12 protein-coding genes and 1 tRNA gene are annotated in these 14,589 nt (G+C 64.5%); 3 read left to right on the forward strand and 10 right to left on the reverse strand.

Annotated elements, in window-relative coordinates:
- Window positions 1-65: 65 nt before the first annotated feature.
- Together BRADO_RS20545 and BRADO_RS20550 are read right to left on the reverse strand one after the other, a co-directional pair.
- A complete protein-coding gene (locus BRADO_RS20545; RefSeq protein ID WP_011927271.1) occupies window positions 66-3,218 on the reverse strand; it encodes an efflux RND transporter permease subunit in 3,153 nt (1,050 codons plus the stop codon).
- 10 nt (window positions 3,219-3,228) lie between these two features.
- Window positions 3,229-4,374 (reverse strand): efflux RND transporter periplasmic adaptor subunit, encoded by a 1,146-nt coding sequence (locus BRADO_RS20550; protein ID WP_157872593.1) that lies wholly within the window; start codon window positions 4,372-4,374, stop codon window positions 3,229-3,231.
- Window positions 4,375-4,731: 357 nt separating this feature from the next.
- Between BRADO_RS20550 and BRADO_RS35100 the strand changes: the two genes are divergently transcribed.
- Window positions 4,732-4,899 carry a hypothetical protein gene (locus BRADO_RS35100; RefSeq protein WP_157872594.1) on the forward strand — a complete coding sequence of 56 codons (168 nt, stop codon included), beginning with the start codon at window positions 4,732-4,734 and terminating at the stop codon, window positions 4,897-4,899.
- Between the two features lie 430 nt (window positions 4,900-5,329).
- Here BRADO_RS35100 and BRADO_RS20560 read toward each other — a convergent pair.
- The 7 genes from BRADO_RS20560 to BRADO_RS20590 all read right to left on the reverse strand — a co-directional run bounded on the left by BRADO_RS20560 (window position 5,330) and on the right by BRADO_RS20590 (window position 10,306).
- Window positions 5,330-5,407, reverse strand: a tRNA-Pro gene (locus tag BRADO_RS20560).
- A 213-nt stretch (window positions 5,408-5,620) separates the two neighbouring features.
- Window positions 5,621-6,184, reverse strand: a complete 564-nt coding sequence (locus tag BRADO_RS20565; RefSeq protein WP_041756770.1) for a MerR family transcriptional regulator — start codon at window positions 6,182-6,184, stop codon at window positions 5,621-5,623.
- A 109-nt stretch (window positions 6,185-6,293) separates the two neighbouring features.
- Window positions 6,294-6,653, reverse strand: coding sequence for an integration host factor subunit alpha (locus BRADO_RS20570; RefSeq protein WP_011927274.1), 360 nt, complete (start codon window positions 6,651-6,653; stop codon window positions 6,294-6,296).
- Window positions 6,654-6,788: 135 nt separating this feature from the next.
- The gene (locus tag BRADO_RS20575) at window positions 6,789-7,763 is read right to left on the reverse strand and encodes a beta-ketoacyl-ACP synthase III (protein ID WP_011927275.1); all 975 of its coding nucleotides are present in this window, start codon (window positions 7,761-7,763) and stop codon (window positions 6,789-6,791) included.
- Window positions 7,760-8,821, reverse strand: coding sequence for a phosphate acyltransferase PlsX (gene plsX / locus BRADO_RS20580; protein WP_011927276.1), 1,062 nt, complete (start codon window positions 8,819-8,821; stop codon window positions 7,760-7,762). Before plsX ends, BRADO_RS20575 begins: the two co-directional genes overlap by 4 nt.
- Window positions 8,822-9,137: 316 nt before the next feature.
- The gene (locus BRADO_RS20585; RefSeq protein WP_011927277.1) at window positions 9,138-9,764 is read right to left on the reverse strand and encodes a DUF177 domain-containing protein; all 627 of its coding nucleotides are present in this window, start codon (window positions 9,762-9,764) and stop codon (window positions 9,138-9,140) included.
- The gene (locus BRADO_RS20590; RefSeq protein WP_011927278.1) at window positions 9,761-10,306 is read right to left on the reverse strand and encodes a ubiquinol-cytochrome C chaperone family protein; all 546 of its coding nucleotides are present in this window, start codon (window positions 10,304-10,306) and stop codon (window positions 9,761-9,763) included. The genes BRADO_RS20585 and BRADO_RS20590 overlap by 4 nt, the downstream gene beginning before the upstream one ends.
- Window positions 10,307-10,437: 131 nt before the next feature.
- Between BRADO_RS20590 and BRADO_RS20595 the strand changes: the two genes are divergently transcribed.
- Window positions 10,438-10,929 carry an outer membrane protein assembly factor BamE gene (locus BRADO_RS20595; protein ID WP_011927279.1) on the forward strand — a complete coding sequence of 164 codons (492 nt, stop codon included), beginning with the start codon at window positions 10,438-10,440 and terminating at the stop codon, window positions 10,927-10,929.
- A gap of 369 nt (window positions 10,930-11,298) precedes the next feature.
- Entirely contained in the window at window positions 11,299-12,381 is a 1,083-nt protein-coding gene (locus BRADO_RS20600; protein ID WP_011927280.1) for a DUF2336 domain-containing protein, read from the forward strand.
- 78 nt (window positions 12,382-12,459) lie between these two features.
- On the opposite strand, the gene BRADO_RS20605 is transcribed toward BRADO_RS20600, so the two are convergent.
- Complete coding sequence (locus BRADO_RS20605; RefSeq protein WP_011927281.1) at window positions 12,460-14,580, reverse strand: sodium-translocating pyrophosphatase; 2,121 nt, start codon at window positions 14,578-14,580, stop codon at window positions 12,460-12,462.
- Window positions 14,581-14,589 lie beyond the last annotated feature (9 nt).

Consider the following 14,589-nt stretch of genomic DNA (forward strand, 5'->3'; position numbering starts at 1 on the left):
TCGCCGCCATCACCAGCAAGATCTTCGTACCCTGTTCGATACGGGCATCGCGAGCGCTGGCGGAGTCAAACGGGCTGTCTTCGTCGCGCTCCAAACCATTTTTCGATTCGACGCACGACGACATAGAACGTCGGCGTGAACAGCAGTCCAAACAGCGTCACGCCGATCATGCCGAAGAACACGGCGGTTCCGAGCGATTGCCGCATCTCGGCGCCTGCGCCGGTGGCGATCGCGAGCGGTAGGACGCCTAAGATGAACGCGAACGATGTCATGACGATAGGACGAAGCCGCAGCCGGGCAGCGGTCGACACGGCATCGATGGTCTTGGCGCCCTGCTCTTCAGCCTGCTTCGCGAATTCCACAATCAGAATTGCATTCTTCGCAGCAAGTCCGACGAGGACGATGAGACCGATCTCCACCAGGATATTGCGATCGAGCGAGCGAAGATCGATACCGATCATTGCCGCCAGGATGCACATCGGCACGATGAGAACGACAGCCAACGGCAGCAGCCAGTTTTCGTAGAGCGCCGCCAAAAGGAGAAAGACAAACACGACGGCCAGCCCGAAGGCCACGGCGGCGGTATTGCCCGACAGCTTCTCCTGAAGGGCGATTTCAGTCCATTCAAAGCCAAATCCTTGCGACAGCGCCTTGGCGTTGATCGCCTCAAGGGTAGCGATCGCCTGTCCGGTCGAGTACCCCTTGGCAAGCTGCAGGTTTACCTCAGCGGCCGGATAAAGATTATACCTGGGAACGCGGTAGGGACCGCTTGCATCCTTGAAACGCGCGACCGATCCGATCGGAACCATGTCACCATCGGAGTTTCTCATCCGCAGGCTACCCACGTCGGTCGTATCGATCCTGAACTCATTATCGGCCTGCGCGGTTACCTTGTAGGTGCGCCCCAGAATGTTGAAATCGTTGATGTAGCTCGAACCCAGATAAACAGACAGCGCCTCGAAGACCCGACCGATAGGCACGCCCATGAGCTCAGCCTTGGTCCGGTCGATATCCGCGAACACCTGCGGCGTGCGATTGTTGAACAAAGTATAGGCCTGGACAATCCCCGGGCTCTGTCTCGCAGCTCCCGCGACCTGCCAGGCCGTGGCCTCCAAGGCGGGCAAGCCGCGGCCCGCCCTGTCCTGGACATATCCCTTTAACCCTCCACCGGTGCCGATGCCGGGGACCGACGGCGGCTCGATGACCAGAGCAAACGCCTGGTTGACCGAGGCCAGCTGCTTCCTGAGATCCGCAGCGACAGCAATGGCAGGCAACGCCGCGCGCACCCGCTCCTCGAAAGGCTTCAGGGTGATGAAAATGACGCCAGCATTTGGTGCGTTGGTGAAGGTCGCGCCGTCGAAACCGGCGAAGGCGACGGCGTTCGCCACGCCCGGCCGCTTCAGTGCGATTTCGATCGCAGCCTTCACGACGGCATCGGTGCGCGCCAGCGATGATCCCGGAGGCAGCTGGATGGCAGCGATCAGGTAGCCGCGGTCCAATTGCGGGATCAGGCCAGTGGGCGTGACGGTGAGAAGCCGATAGGCAAAGCCGACGAGAACGGCGTAGCACAACAGCATGACGGCAGCGACGCGCACCAGCCTCGCGGTGAGCGAACCGAAGCCGCGGGCGATCGCGTCGAATCCTCGGTTGAACGCGTTTGCGACCGCGGTGAATGGCCGTTCCAGTCTGGCGAAACGGCCAGCCGGTTCGTGTCCGCTCTTGAGCAGGATGGCGCCAAGCGCGGGAGACAGCGTAAGCGAGACGAAGCACGAAATCAGCGTTGCCGCGGCGATCGTAATCGCGAACTGACGATAGAAGGCGCCCTGGAGGCCGAGGATGAACGCTGTGGGAACAAAGACGGCGCAGAGCACAAGGGCGATCGCCAGCAGAGCGCCCCCTACTTCATCCATTGTCCTGTGCGACGCCTCCCTCGGATCGAGACCTTCCGCAATGTAGCGCTCGATATTCTCAACAACGACGATCGCATCATCGACCACGATTCCGATGGCGAGAACCAGTCCGAACAGCGACAGGTTATTGAAGGTCAGGCCGACTGCGCCCATCACGAGAAAGCAGCCAACAAGGGAGACCGGAATCGCGACAACCGGTATGATCGCGGCCCTCCAGCTCTGCAGAAACACGAGGATGACGATCACGACCAGCGCGACGGCTTCAAACAGGGTCTGGACGACCTCGTCCACGGACTTTCGGATGAACTCAGTTGGATTATAGACGACTTTGTAGTCGAGCCCGGAAGGAAAGTCTCGTTTGGCGATTTCCATCGCGGCAAACACCGCCTTCGCGGTCGAGAGCGCATTCGAGCCGGGTCGCTGATAGACCACGATGGCGGTCGCGGCGTCGCCGTTGAGATAGGCGTTGACGGAATAGTCCTGGGCTCCGAGCTCGACACGGGCGACGTCGCGCAGCCGAAGATATCCGCCGTCCGGATCAGCCCGCAGCACGATATCCTCGAACTGCTCCGGCGACGTCAGCCTGCCGAGCGTCTCGACGGCCACCTCATAGGCACCGTCCGATCTTGCGGGCGGCTGATTGAGCGCGCCGGCGGCAACCTGCAGATTGGCGGCACGAACGGCCGCCGTTACGTCACCAGCGGTCAGTCCGCGCGCAGCCGCGCGATCCGGGTCGACCCAGATCCGCATCGCATAGTCGCGCGCGCCGAAGATATTGATGTTGCCGACGCCATCCACTCTGGCCAATAGATCCTTGATATAGAGTGTGGCGTAGTTCGAGATGTATTGCTGGTTTCGTGTGCCGTCCGGAGAGACAAGATGCACCACCATCATCAGGTCGGGTGAGGCCTTCTTGACGGTGATACCAAGGCGCGTGACATCCTCCGGCAAACGCGGTGTTGCGACCGCCACCCGGTTCTGCACCAGGACCTGAGCCGTATCGATGTCCGTGCCCGGCTTGAAGACGACATTGATCGTCAGGCGTCCATCGCCGGTCGCCTGGGATCCGATATAGAGCATGTCGTCGACGCCATTGACCTCCTGCTCAATGGGTGTGGCCACCGTCTCGGAGATCACCTGCGCCGAAGCACCCGGGTAGGATGCGGTGATGCTGACGGTGGGCGGGGCGATCTCAGGATATTCCGACACGGGAAGACGCGTCAGCGTGATCGCCCCGGCGATGGTGAGGATGATGGACAGCACGGCGGCAAAGATCGGCCGATCGACAAAGTAGTGCGAGAACCGCATGGCTCAGATCCTAACGATCGCTACGCGCGACGATCTCCGTATTGTGCGGCGTGACCACCGCACCCGGCCGGACCGCGGGATTGGCGAGTCCGCCAACGACGACAACGTCGTCTGGCGAAAGCCCCTCGAATACGCTCCGAAGCCCTAATGCGATCGGGCCGAGCCTCACGGGTTTGGCACCGAGCTTCGCACCCGCGCCCACCACCAGCACAATCTTGCTCGCCTGATCCGACAACACCGCAGCATCCGGTATCAGCAGCACGTCCGCCTTTCCGCCGAACAGCCGCGCTCGTCCGAACTCACCTGGGATGAGAAACAGATTCGGGTTGGCGAAAACGGCCCGTCCGCGAATGGTGCCGGTTCGAGCGCCCAGCTGATTGTCGACGAAATTCATACTGCCATGCCACGTCCACTCGGCCTCGTCAGCCAGACGGACGTCGACCGCCGTCGGGGCGTCGCGGGAGGACGCACGCTTCCGCTCTGCCGCCAGCCGGGAGTAGCGCAGGTAATCGGACTCGGAGGCCTCGAAGACAAAGTGGATCGGATCCAGAGCAACGATTCTGGTCAGAACGGAGGACGCGGAATCCACCAGGTTGCCGACGTCGACCTTCCTGTCCGAGATCCTGCCGGAGATCGGAGCTGTCACGCGCGTCCATTCGAGATTGAGCTGGGCCGCTCGCAGCGAGGCCTGCGCCGCCAGAAGCTGCCCTTCGGCGACGTCCAGCGTTGCCTTCCTGGCGTCAACGTCACGCTGAGTGATCGCCTGACTGCCGATGAGCTGCTGGGCGCGGGACACATCGGTCGCCGCCTGGGCGACCTGGGCTTTGGCCTTGGCGATTTCCGCCTGTGCGCTCTCGACGCTGATTTCGTACGGACGCGGATCGATTGTAAACAGGAGCTCGCCTGCTCTGACGAGTTCTCCATCCTTGAACGCAATGGACGTCAGAAATCCAGAGACCCGAGGCCGGACCTCCACCTGCTGAACAGCCTCGAACCGGCCGGTGTACTCGTCCCAGCGATCGATCGTGCGCTGCAGAGGTTTTGCAACATCCACCGCAGGAGGAGCCATCTGGGCGTGCGACGCATCTATGCCCGTCGCCTGGAGGGCAAGGATCAGCAGCCAGACAGAAGAACTCAAGATTTTCAGCCCGCTCATCTGCATGGTCCCGGTGAGTCACACGCCGCGCCGCGATCGCATTCTGCTCCCCCGGGCAGGCGCGACGCGCGTACTTTCTTGCTGTATCCGGTGCATTCTTGCGTCGGACTGATTGGCTCACGCCGACAGATCGAGCAAAGTTCGAGGTGATCGCCTTCTTTCCCATTTGACCAGTCTTCGGGCAGCAAGACGTGAGGCTGATGGTGTTGGGGACTGGTGCTCGGAGTTGCTCGTGCAACACGCCGCCTAAGGCGACAGGGCGAAGATCTCTACAGCACTGATTTGCTGATCGAGACATGCGGCGAGATGATCGCGCATGGCGGTTCGGGCGTCGTCATCTCGTAGTCGGGACATCGCATGGCATGCTTGACCGTCGAACAAGATTGCCAGCTCGCGACCACACCCGCCAAGCAGCTGCTGAATCGGCCTTTGCTTCAGCCCGGTCAGGTCAAGGACACGCTGCACGCCTATCAGCTGTCGAAGCGCGGCAACGGCCTGCACTTGGAGGCCGAGGCGGTCCAATGAGGCCGGAGAGGCGCATGAATCAACGCGATCGGCCCCGGCATCATCATCCCGTTGGCTAACGACGAACTCAACGGCCCTCGGCGGATGCTATCGCAAGTTGACGAAGAGCTCGATCGCATGTCGCGCTGCGGCTCCGGACGAGATCGCCAACATCGCAGCTCTTCCGATAAGCCCGAACGCCGCGTTCATCACCGGAAGCGACGTCATGGCCGATAGCGGCACCACGGCAGTCCACTGGTTCGGCGAGCCTCCGGCCCGCAGACCGTTTGCGGCCGATTCCGAAATCTGACAACGATTGCGAGAAAGAGACCCAGAGCCAGGCGAGGGGTTGAAGCTACAAACCTCAGCGAACGCATCGATACCAGATCTGTACAAGGTCCGGTCGATAGACCCAGAGCTCCCGCCTTCGCCGCTGGCTTCGTTGCAAAAATGGTCGGAGCGGCGGGATTCGAACCCACGACCCCTAGTCCCCCAGACTAGTGCGCTAACCGGGCTGCGCCACGCTCCGATGGCCGATCCTGTAGCCGTGATTGGGGTGCGATGCAAGGCACGGCGGATGGGTTTCGTGGGGGTGTCGGACAGAGCTGAGGTCGGGGATCCCCCAACCTCGAACCTTCCCGACAAAGGGGGAGTGCAGCCAGCCCGCAGCGCCGGTGCGGCTCCGAACGGGCGATTCGCTGACCACCAGCGGCCCCGCCCGCGTGGGGTCAGCAGGCGCCCGTCAGACCTCCTTCATCGCCCGGTCCAGGAGCGCGCGGCAGTCGAGCAGTTCCTTGAGCACGCCTTCGAGCTTTTCGCGCTCCTCCGGCTTTATGCCGGCGCGGGTGGGTGGGCCGACGCGGAAGGTGTCGAGGATGTCGTCCTCGGTGTCGACAAAGCGGAAATCGATGCCCTCCTCCTCGGAGGCCTCCTCCTCCTCGTCCTCCGATTCAACCTCGGCCTCGCCGACCGGCTCCTCTTCCATCATCGCCTGCCCGAGGGTCTCCTCGAGCGCGCCGAAGGACACGGCGGCAGAGCTGTCGGCCAGCCCCTGCACCGACTTGACGCCGTGCTCCTTCAGGATCCGCTGCACGCCCTTGATCGTGTAGCCTTCGCTGTAGAGCAGACGGCGGATGCCCTTGAGCAGGTCGACGTCATCGGGCCGGTAATAGCGCCGGCCCCCGCTTCGCTTCATCGGCTTGATCTGGGCGAACCGCGTCTCCCAAAACCGCAGCACGTGCTGCGGAATGTCGAGCTCCTGCGCGACCTCGCTGATCGTCCGAAACGCATCCGGCGCCTTGTCCAAATGCCCGTTCCCCTTCGATCGTGCTGACAAGATGTGACGCTAGGCTACGCTGACGATGACGCATTCCGTCCGGCCTGGGGCCGGACCGCGGTTGAAGCCGGGCAGACCGCTATTCAGTCTCGGCGCTGAACTCAGAGGGAGCGGATTCGCCGTTCATCTTGCCGTTGGCCTGCTGGCCGTTGATGCGCTGCTTGAGGATGGCCGATGGCTTGAACACCATCACGCGCCGCGGCGAGATCGGCACCTCGGTGCCGGTCTTGGGGTTGCGGCCGATGCGCTGCCCCTTCTTGCGCACCATGAAAGACCCAAACGACGACAGCTTCACCGTCTCGCCACGCTCCAGGCAGTCGGTGATCTCCTTCAGGACCAGCTCGACGAAGGCGGACGACTCCGTCCGCGACAGGCCCACCTTCTGGTAGACCGCCTCGCACAGATCGACCCGTGTAACTGTTTTTCCCGTTCCCGCCATCGCCTGCCCCAAACTCCCGGCGAATAATTCGGTCCGGAAATTAAGAGGTTAAGCGGCAATGGTCAACAGCAGCGTGAACCGAACTGGCGGGCTGGGCACCATTCGTCCCAGCCAAATCTCGTGCAACGGAATGGCTCACCAGCGCACCAGGGCCGAGCCCCAGGTGAATCCGCCGCCCATCGCCTCCAGCAGAACGACATCGCCCTTCTTGATCCGGCCGTCTTTGACCGCGACGTCGAGCGCCAGCGGGATCGAGGCGGCAGAGGTATTTCCATGCCGATCGACCGTCAGCACCACCTTTTCCGGCGCGATATGCAGCTTGTGCGCCGAGGCGTCGATGATTCGCTTGTTGGCCTGGTGCGGCACGAACCAGTCGATGGTCTCGGCCGACAGCCCGGTCGCCTCGAAGGCATCGACGATGACGTCCGTGATCATGCCGACCGCGTGCTTGAAGACCTCGCGGCCCTCCATGCGGAGGTGACCGACGGTCTGGGTCGAGGACGGGCCGCCATCGACGTAGAGCTTGGCCTTGTGGCGGCCGTCCGAGCGCAGATGCGTGCTCAGCACGCCGCGATCAGCCGCGGTGCCGCCCTGCTGCTGGGCATCCAGCACCAGCGCGCCGGCGCCGTCGCCGAACAGCACGCAGGTGGTGCGGTCGTTCCAGTCGAGGATGCGCGAGAAGGTCTCGGCGCCGATCACCAGCGCCCGCTTGAACGAGCCGCTGCGCAGGAAATTGTCGGCGGTCGCCAAGGCGTAGACAAAGCCGGAGCAGACGGCCTGCAGGTCGAACGCCGCCCCGTGATGAATTCCGAGGCCGTTCTGCACGGCGACCGCCGTGGCCGGAAAGGTGTTGTCCGGCGTCGAGGTGCCCAGCACGATCAGGTCGATCGACTGCGGATCGACATCCGCATTGGCGAGCGCCGCACGGGCGGCATTGATCGCGAGGTGGGAGGTGAACTCGCCGTCGGCCGCCACATGGCGCTCCCGGATGCCGGTGCGCTGGACGATCCACTCGTCCGAGGTTTCGATCCGGCTTGCAAGTTCGGCATTGGTCACGACCCGCTGCGGAAGATAGGAGCCACAGCCGAGCACGACCGAACGAATTGTCACGAGACAGCCTCCTGGGCGACCGGTTCGGACGCCGATGCGCCGCCGTCGCGATTGAGTGTTTGATTGATCTTGGTCAGGAGATCGCAGCGGGCCATCTCATAGCCAACCCGGACGGCCGAGGCAAAGCCCTCGGCATCGGTTCCGCCATGGCTCTTGACCACAATGCCCTTGAGCCCGAGCACCACGCTGCCGTTGGAGCGGCGCGGATCGAGCCGGGCGCGCAGCGCCGCGAAGGCGCCGCGCGCGAACAGGTAGCCGATCCGGGCCATCAGGCTGGCCTGGATCGCGCCGCGCAGGAATTCGGTGACCTGGCGCGCCGTGCCCTCGGCGGCCTTCAGCGCGATATTGCCGCTGAAGCCCTCGGTCACAACCACGTCGGCGGCCCCCTTGCCGATGCCGTCACCCTCGACGAAGCCGATATAATCGAGCTGCGGCAGGTTCATCGCGCGCAGCTGCTCCGCTGCCTCGCGGATCTCCTCGTGACCCTTCATTTCCTCGACGCCGATGTTGAGGAGCCCGACCGTCGGCTTGGGCTTGCCGAACAGGACGCTGGCGAGCGCGCTGCCCATCACCGACAGCGCCACCAGATGGTGGGCATCGCCGCCGATGGTCGCGCCGAGATCGAGCACGACCGATTCGCCGCGGGTGGTCGGCCAGATCGCCGCCAGCGCGGGGCGGTCGATGCCGTCCAGGGTGCGCAGGCAGAACCGGGCCATCGCCACCAGCGCGCCGGTGTTGCCGGCGGAGACGGCGACGTCAGCCTCGCCCTTCTTCACCGCCTCGATGGCGAGCCACATCGACGAGGTCTTGCGTCCGCGCCGCAGCGCCTGGCTCGGCTTGTCGTCGTTGCTGACCGCCACGTCGGTATGGATGACCCGCGAGACCGCCTTCAGACGCGGATGCTGGTCGAGCTGCGGCGCGATCTTGGCGCTGTCGCCGAACAGCAGGAATTCCGTATCGGGACGGCGGCCGAGCGCGATCGCGGCACCGGGAATGACCACGGACGCGCCGAAATCCCCGCCCATGGCGTCCAGCGCGATTCGAACCTTTTGAGGCATGACGTCCCGGAAACCTGATCTCGAGCTTGATCTCGTCTTGGCCTGGCGTGGCCGTGTTCTGGCGGTCGTTCAGAGGCACTGCACGGCCAGAGGACAGTCCCACGGCCGGCCGAGCGTTTTCGTCGCACCCCGACCCGGGCGCGACAATAGCGTCTCCCCGTGTCGAAACAACCTCCCGAGGGCGGCACAATTTGCAACCGGGGCACGGCCCAGGGCGGCAAGCAGAAATGTCTTTCTCATCGAAATCAGCAAGTTGAGCCGAATTCAGGAGGCTTCGTGACAGCACGGGCGCGCAAGCGCCCCTCCCATTCGGGCGTCAATCCTCATCCGTTTTCTTCGCCTTGGCCGTGCCCGGCGTTGATTCTCCGCCCGATCTGAGCGCCTTCAACGCCGCAAAGGGGTGATCCTCCGGATCGGCGGCCGCCGCCGGCTGCTCGAACACCGCCCCCGGCTTGCGCGGATAGGGATCGATGCCGAGAAACAGCGCATCGGCGGCCAGGCGGCCAAGGTCGATCTGGCCGTTGATGATGGGCTCCGGCGGATCGGCGGTGTCGACCTCGCTGTTCGGGTCGTCCTCGACGAACTCAGCCAGCTCCGGAATGGCCTCGGGCGGCGCAAACAGCTGGTCGATCGGCTCGTCGATCTCGGTTTCGATCGGCTCGAGCGTGACGACGCAGGTCTGGCTGATCCGGGCGCGGACCCGGCCTTCGACATGCACCTTGCCGTCCCGCTTCTGGACGATGTCGAACGAGGCTTGGGCCGACATCACGTCGCGGAGCTCGCCGATCGCAGCCAGCGCGCGCCGGGTCGCTGCATCGGCTTCGATCTCGCGATGCAGGCCGGCGTCAGGAATTTGCGCCACGATCGCCGGCGGCGACCGCCATGGATCCTTCGACCGGTCCCTCGCGGCGGTGTCGCCAGATGCGTCTCTGTCTCTGCTCATGTCGCTGATCCCTGCTGAACCGGCCGCGGAAAGCTCCAGCCTGCGCCGAGCAGCTTGGCGTCGTCGAGGGACGCGAGGTGGGCGGCCACCTGGGCCGCGTAAGCGGCAAGTCCCGCCGCGCTGTCGGGGTGCTGCCCGTTCAAGATGTTCTTCTGCAGCGCCTCGGCCAGCTGGGCCTCGCTCTCCGACCAGGCCAGGTCATAGGCGGCGGTGCGGCCATAGAACGCCTCGCCGAACTTCTGCATGCGCTTCGGAACGGTCAGGTCGCCCACGCCCATCTCGCGCAGGTTGTCGTCCATGTCGTCGCAGAACCGGTCGAACAGCGCCTGCGACAGTTCCGACCCGACCCCGCGCAACCGGCGGAGCACCAGCCAGAGGTGCAGAATCAACAGGTCGAACCGCCCCTCGACCGTGTCGGGGACATTTAAGTGTTTATAAAACAACGGTTCTCGGGTTTGTGCCACGATCATGCCATAGATCGGCTCGATGGTCCCGCGCGGCGACGGTCGCGATTTCCTGAGATGGTTGAATGGCCAGAGCATGGAGCTTCCGCGGCTTAAGTTTCCGTGACCCGGTTCGGGGTGCATGTTGCAATCCGCAACTTTGCCCGGTACGTCAACGCCCTGCCCGACGCAAGGGGACGGGATCCAATCTCGAGAAGATGACCCAGACAATGCGAACGACTGCCCGCCTGCTCACCCGAGGCCTGCGCAACCATGGCCGGTTCGACCGTGGCCTGAGCACCCGTCTGCGCGCCGCAGGTGCGATCGCGCTGACCTGCCTCGCGCTGGCCGCCTGCACCGGTGAGCAGTTCCAGAAGGGCTACATCATGCCGCCGGGCGCGCTGGAGCAGATCCCGATCGGGGCCAGCCAGGATCAGGTGCTGATCGTGATGGGCACGCCATCGACGGTCGCGACGCTGGACGGCGAGGTGTTCTATTACATCTCCCAGCGCGCCGAGCGGCCGGTCGCCTTCATGAACCAGAAGGTGGTCGATCAGCGCGTTGTCGCGGTCTATTTCGACAAGAACCGCCAGGTCCGAAGGCTCGCCAATTACGGCATGAAGGACGGCAAGATCTTCGACTTCGTCAGCCGCACCACGCCGACATCGGGCCAGGAGCTCAGCTATCTGACGCCGCTGTTCAAGCTGCTCAGCTTCAACTGAGCCGAGCCTGAGCCGCCGCAGCCCGGAATACGATTCCGGGCCACGGCAAGAACGGGCCTTTGCTGCGCAGTTTGGCGCAGCGTCGCCCGTGCGCACGTGCTCGGACGGCCCCGCCTCCGCATCAGCAGTCCGCTCGGCGACCGTCGGCCATTGTCGAGAATCGCCCTGGCGGCGGCATAGTGGTATCGGGATCACGCCAAGGCGTAACGCCACCTTAAGCGAGATGGTGCGATAGATGGCGACCGCGTGTCTTTGATCTGGTTATGAGATACCGTCAACGATCGCCGGGACGGTAGCCTGTCGGGCTGTCGCTCGGGCGACCGTCCGAAGGGCAGGCAGCGGCGATATCTGTTTGCATGAGCCCGTGTCTTGCCCAACAACGTCCTGCATCAGCTGGAAGACATTCTCGCCAGCCGCTACGTCTCACGTCGCGCGGAGATCCTGGAGCGCGTCACCGACCTGTTCGTGATCGGCTCGGGCAAGTTCAATGACGAGCATGTCGACCTGTTCGACCATGTCCTGTTCAAGCTGCTCGACAACGTCGCCGTCGCGGCGCGCGCCGAGCTCGGCAGCCGGCTCGCGGTGCTGCCGGATGCGCCGCCGCGCCTGATCAAGCTTCTGGCCAGCGACGAGACCATCGCGGTCGCCGGCCCCGTGCTGCGCCAGAGCAACCGTCTGGACGAACAGGCGCTGGTCGCGACCGCGCAGAGCCGCGGCCAGGAGCATCTGCTGGCGATCTCAGGCCGCAAGATCCTGACCGAGGCGGTCACCGACGTGCTGGTCGATCGTGGCGATCAGGCGGTGGTCTCCAGCACCGCCAACAATGACGGCGCCCGCTTCTCGGACCACGGCTTCTCCGGCCTGGTGACCAAGGCATCTGACGATCCGGGCCTGGCGCTGAAGCTTTGGAGCCGCCGCGATAGTCCGCGCGAGGTGCTGGTCCGACTGTTCGTCGAAGCCTCCGATGCCGTTCGCAACCAGCTCGCCTCGGCCGACAGCACCCGCGCGGAGATCGTGGAGCTGGCGGTTGCCCAGGCTTCCGGCCATCTGCAGGCCGCGGCGCGCACGCGCTCGACCGATTTCGCCAACGCCAAGGCCTATGTCGAGCAGCTACACGCCACCGGCCAGCTGCACGAGGCGCAGCTGCACGGCTTCGCCAAGGAAGGCAGCTTCGACAAGGTCACCTTGGCGCTGTCCCTGATGTGCAAGCTGCCGCTCGACGTGGTCGAGCGCGCCTTCGTGCGCAAGCAGCCGGATCAGCTGCTCGTGCTCGCCAAGGCGCTCGATCTGTCCTGGGTGACCACGACGACCCTGCTGTTCATGCAGGCCAGCGCCAGCGGTAGCGCGCGCCCGCAGCTCGACCAGCAGCTGGCGAGCTTCACGGCGATGCAGCCGCGCATGGCGCAGAGCATGTTGCAGAGCTACCGGGTGCGGCAGAGCGCCGCGGAGTAGCGGCAGAACACGATATCGAAATGACAAGACCCCGCGGCTCGCACCGCGGGGTCTTTGTTTGAAGTGCCGTTCCGTTGCTCAGTGCGCCAGGATCGCCAGCAGCAGCAGGGCCACGATGTTGGTGATCTTGATCATCGGGTTCACCGCGGGGCCCGCGGTGTCCTTGTAGGGATCGCCGACGGTGTCACCGGTGACGGCCGACTTGTGGGCGTCAGAACCCTTGCCGCCGAAATGGCCGTCCTCGATGTACTTCTTGGCGTTGTCCCAGGCGCCGCCGCCCGAGGTCATCGAGATCGCGACGAAGAGACCGGTGACGATCACGCCGAGCAGCATGGCGCCGACGGCCGAGAACGCCGCCGACTTGCCGGCCGCGCCACCGCCCGCGATCGCGTAGATCAGGAAGTAGACCACGATCGGCGATAGCACCGGCAGCAGCGAGGGGATGATCATCTCCTTGATCGCCGCCTTGGTCAGCAGGTCGACCGCCTTGCCATAGTCAGGCTTGTCGGTGCCCTGCATGATGCCCGGCTTCTCGCGGAATTGGCGGCGCACCTCCTCCACGATCGCGCCGGCGGCGCGGCCGACCGCGGTCATGCCCATCGCGCCGAACAGATACGGCAGCAGGCCACCGAACAGCAGGCCGACCACGACGTAGGGGTTGTTCAGCGAGAAGTCCGGCTTGATCCCCGCGAAGTACGGATGCTTGGCGGAGTCGGAGATGAAGAACTGCAGGTCCTGGTTATATGCCGCGAACAGCACCAGCGCGCCGAGACCGGCGGAGCCGATCGCATAGCCCTTGGTGACCGCCTTGGTGGTGTTGCCGACCGCGTCGAGCGCGTCGGTCGACTTGCGGACCTCCTTGGGCAGACCGGCCATTTCGGCGATGCCGCCGGCGTTGTCGGTGACCGGGCCGAAGGCGTCGAGCGCGACGATCATGCCGGCGAGCGCCAGCATCGTCGTGGTCGCGATCGCGATGCCGAACAGGCCGGCGAGGCTGTAGGTGACCAGGATGCCGGCGATGATCACGATTGCGGGCAGCGCGGTCGCCTCCATCGAGATGGCGAGGCCCTGGATCACGTTGGTGCCGTGACCGGTGACCGAGGCCGCCGCGATCGACTTCACCGGGCGGAAGTCGGTGCCGGTGTAGTACTCGGTGATCCAGATGATCAGACCGGTGACGACGAGGCCGACGACGCCGCAGATGAACAATGCCGACCCCGTGTAGTCGACGCCGTCGAGCTTGCCGAAGCCGATCAGCCAAGCGATCGCAATCGCGAGACCGACCAGCGACAGCACGCCAGTCGCGATCAGGCCCTTGTACAGCGCGCCCATGATCGACTGGCTGGCGCCGAGCTTGACGAAGAAGGTGCCGGCGATCGAAGTTAGGATGCAGATGCCGCCGATGGCGAGCGGCAAGGTCATCATGTTCGCGAGCAGCGACGATTTGGCGAAGAAGATCGCGGCCAGCACCATGGTGGCGACCGCGGTCACCGCGTAGGTCTCGAACAGGTCGGCCGCCATGCCGGCGCAGTCGCCGACATTGTCGCCGACGTTGTCGGCGATGGTCGCCGGGTTGCGCGGATCATCCTCGGGAATGCCCGCTTCGACCTTGCCGACGAGGTCGCCGCCGACGTCGGCGCCCTTGGTGAAGATGCCGCCGCCGAGACGGGCGAAGATCGAGATCAGCGAGGCGCCGAAGCCGAGCGCGACCAGCGCGTCGATCACGGTGCGGCTGTCGGGCGCGAGCTTCAGGAAGCCGGTGAGGACGCCGAAGTAGATAGTGACGCCGAGCAGCGCGAGACCGGCGACGAGCAGGCCGGTGATGGCGCCGGCCTTGAAGGCGAGTTCGAGGCCGCCGGCGAGCGAGGTGGTCGCCGCCTGGGCGGTGCGAACGTTGGCACGCACCGAGACGTTCATTCCGATGAAGCCGGCGGCGCCGGAGAGAATGGCACCAATCGCGAAGCCGACTGCGACGAGAGTGCCGAGGAAATAAGCAAGGAGCACGAAGATCACGACGCCGACGATTCCGATCGTCGTATATTGGCGGCGGAGATAGGCCTGAGCGCCCTCGGCCACGGCCGCCGCGATTTCCTGCATGCGCGCATTGCCGGCGTCTGCGCTGAGCACCGATTGTGTGGCCCAGATCGCATAGACGATCGACAGCGCTCCGCAGAGCACGATCACCCATAAAGCTGACATTTAGTTTCC

Origin of the sequence: Bradyrhizobium sp. ORS 278, assembly GCF_000026145.1 — a bacterium.
Classification (GTDB): domain Bacteria; phylum Pseudomonadota; class Alphaproteobacteria; order Rhizobiales; family Xanthobacteraceae; genus Bradyrhizobium.

Bases quoted from the DNA above. Each gene is read 5' to 3' on its own strand.
- BRADO_RS20545 (WP_011927271.1), bottom strand. From the start codon at position 3,218: ATGCGGTTCTCGCACTACTTTGTCGATCGGCCGATCTTTGCCGCCGTG.
- BRADO_RS20550 (WP_157872593.1), bottom strand. From the start codon at position 4,374: ATGAGCGGGCTGAAAATCTTGAGTTCTTCTGTCTGGCTGCTGATCCTT.
- BRADO_RS35100 (WP_157872594.1), top strand. From the start codon at position 4,732: ATGGCATGCTTGACCGTCGAACAAGATTGCCAGCTCGCGACCACACCC.
- BRADO_RS20570 (WP_011927274.1), bottom strand. From the start codon at position 6,653: ATGGCGGGAACGGGAAAAACAGTTACACGGGTCGATCTGTGCGAGGCG.
- plsX (WP_011927276.1), bottom strand. From the start codon at position 8,821: ATGCCTCAAAAGGTTCGAATCGCGCTGGACGCCATGGGCGGGGATTTC.
- BRADO_RS20585 (WP_011927277.1), bottom strand. From the start codon at position 9,764: ATGAGCAGAGACAGAGACGCATCTGGCGACACCGCCGCGAGGGACCGG.
- BRADO_RS20590 (WP_011927278.1), bottom strand. From the start codon at position 10,306: ATGCTCTGGCCATTCAACCATCTCAGGAAATCGCGACCGTCGCCGCGC.
- BRADO_RS20595 (WP_011927279.1), top strand. From the start codon at position 10,438: ATGCGAACGACTGCCCGCCTGCTCACCCGAGGCCTGCGCAACCATGGC.
- BRADO_RS20605 (WP_011927281.1), bottom strand. From the start codon at position 14,580: ATGTCAGCTTTATGGGTGATCGTGCTCTGCGGAGCGCTGTCGATCGTC.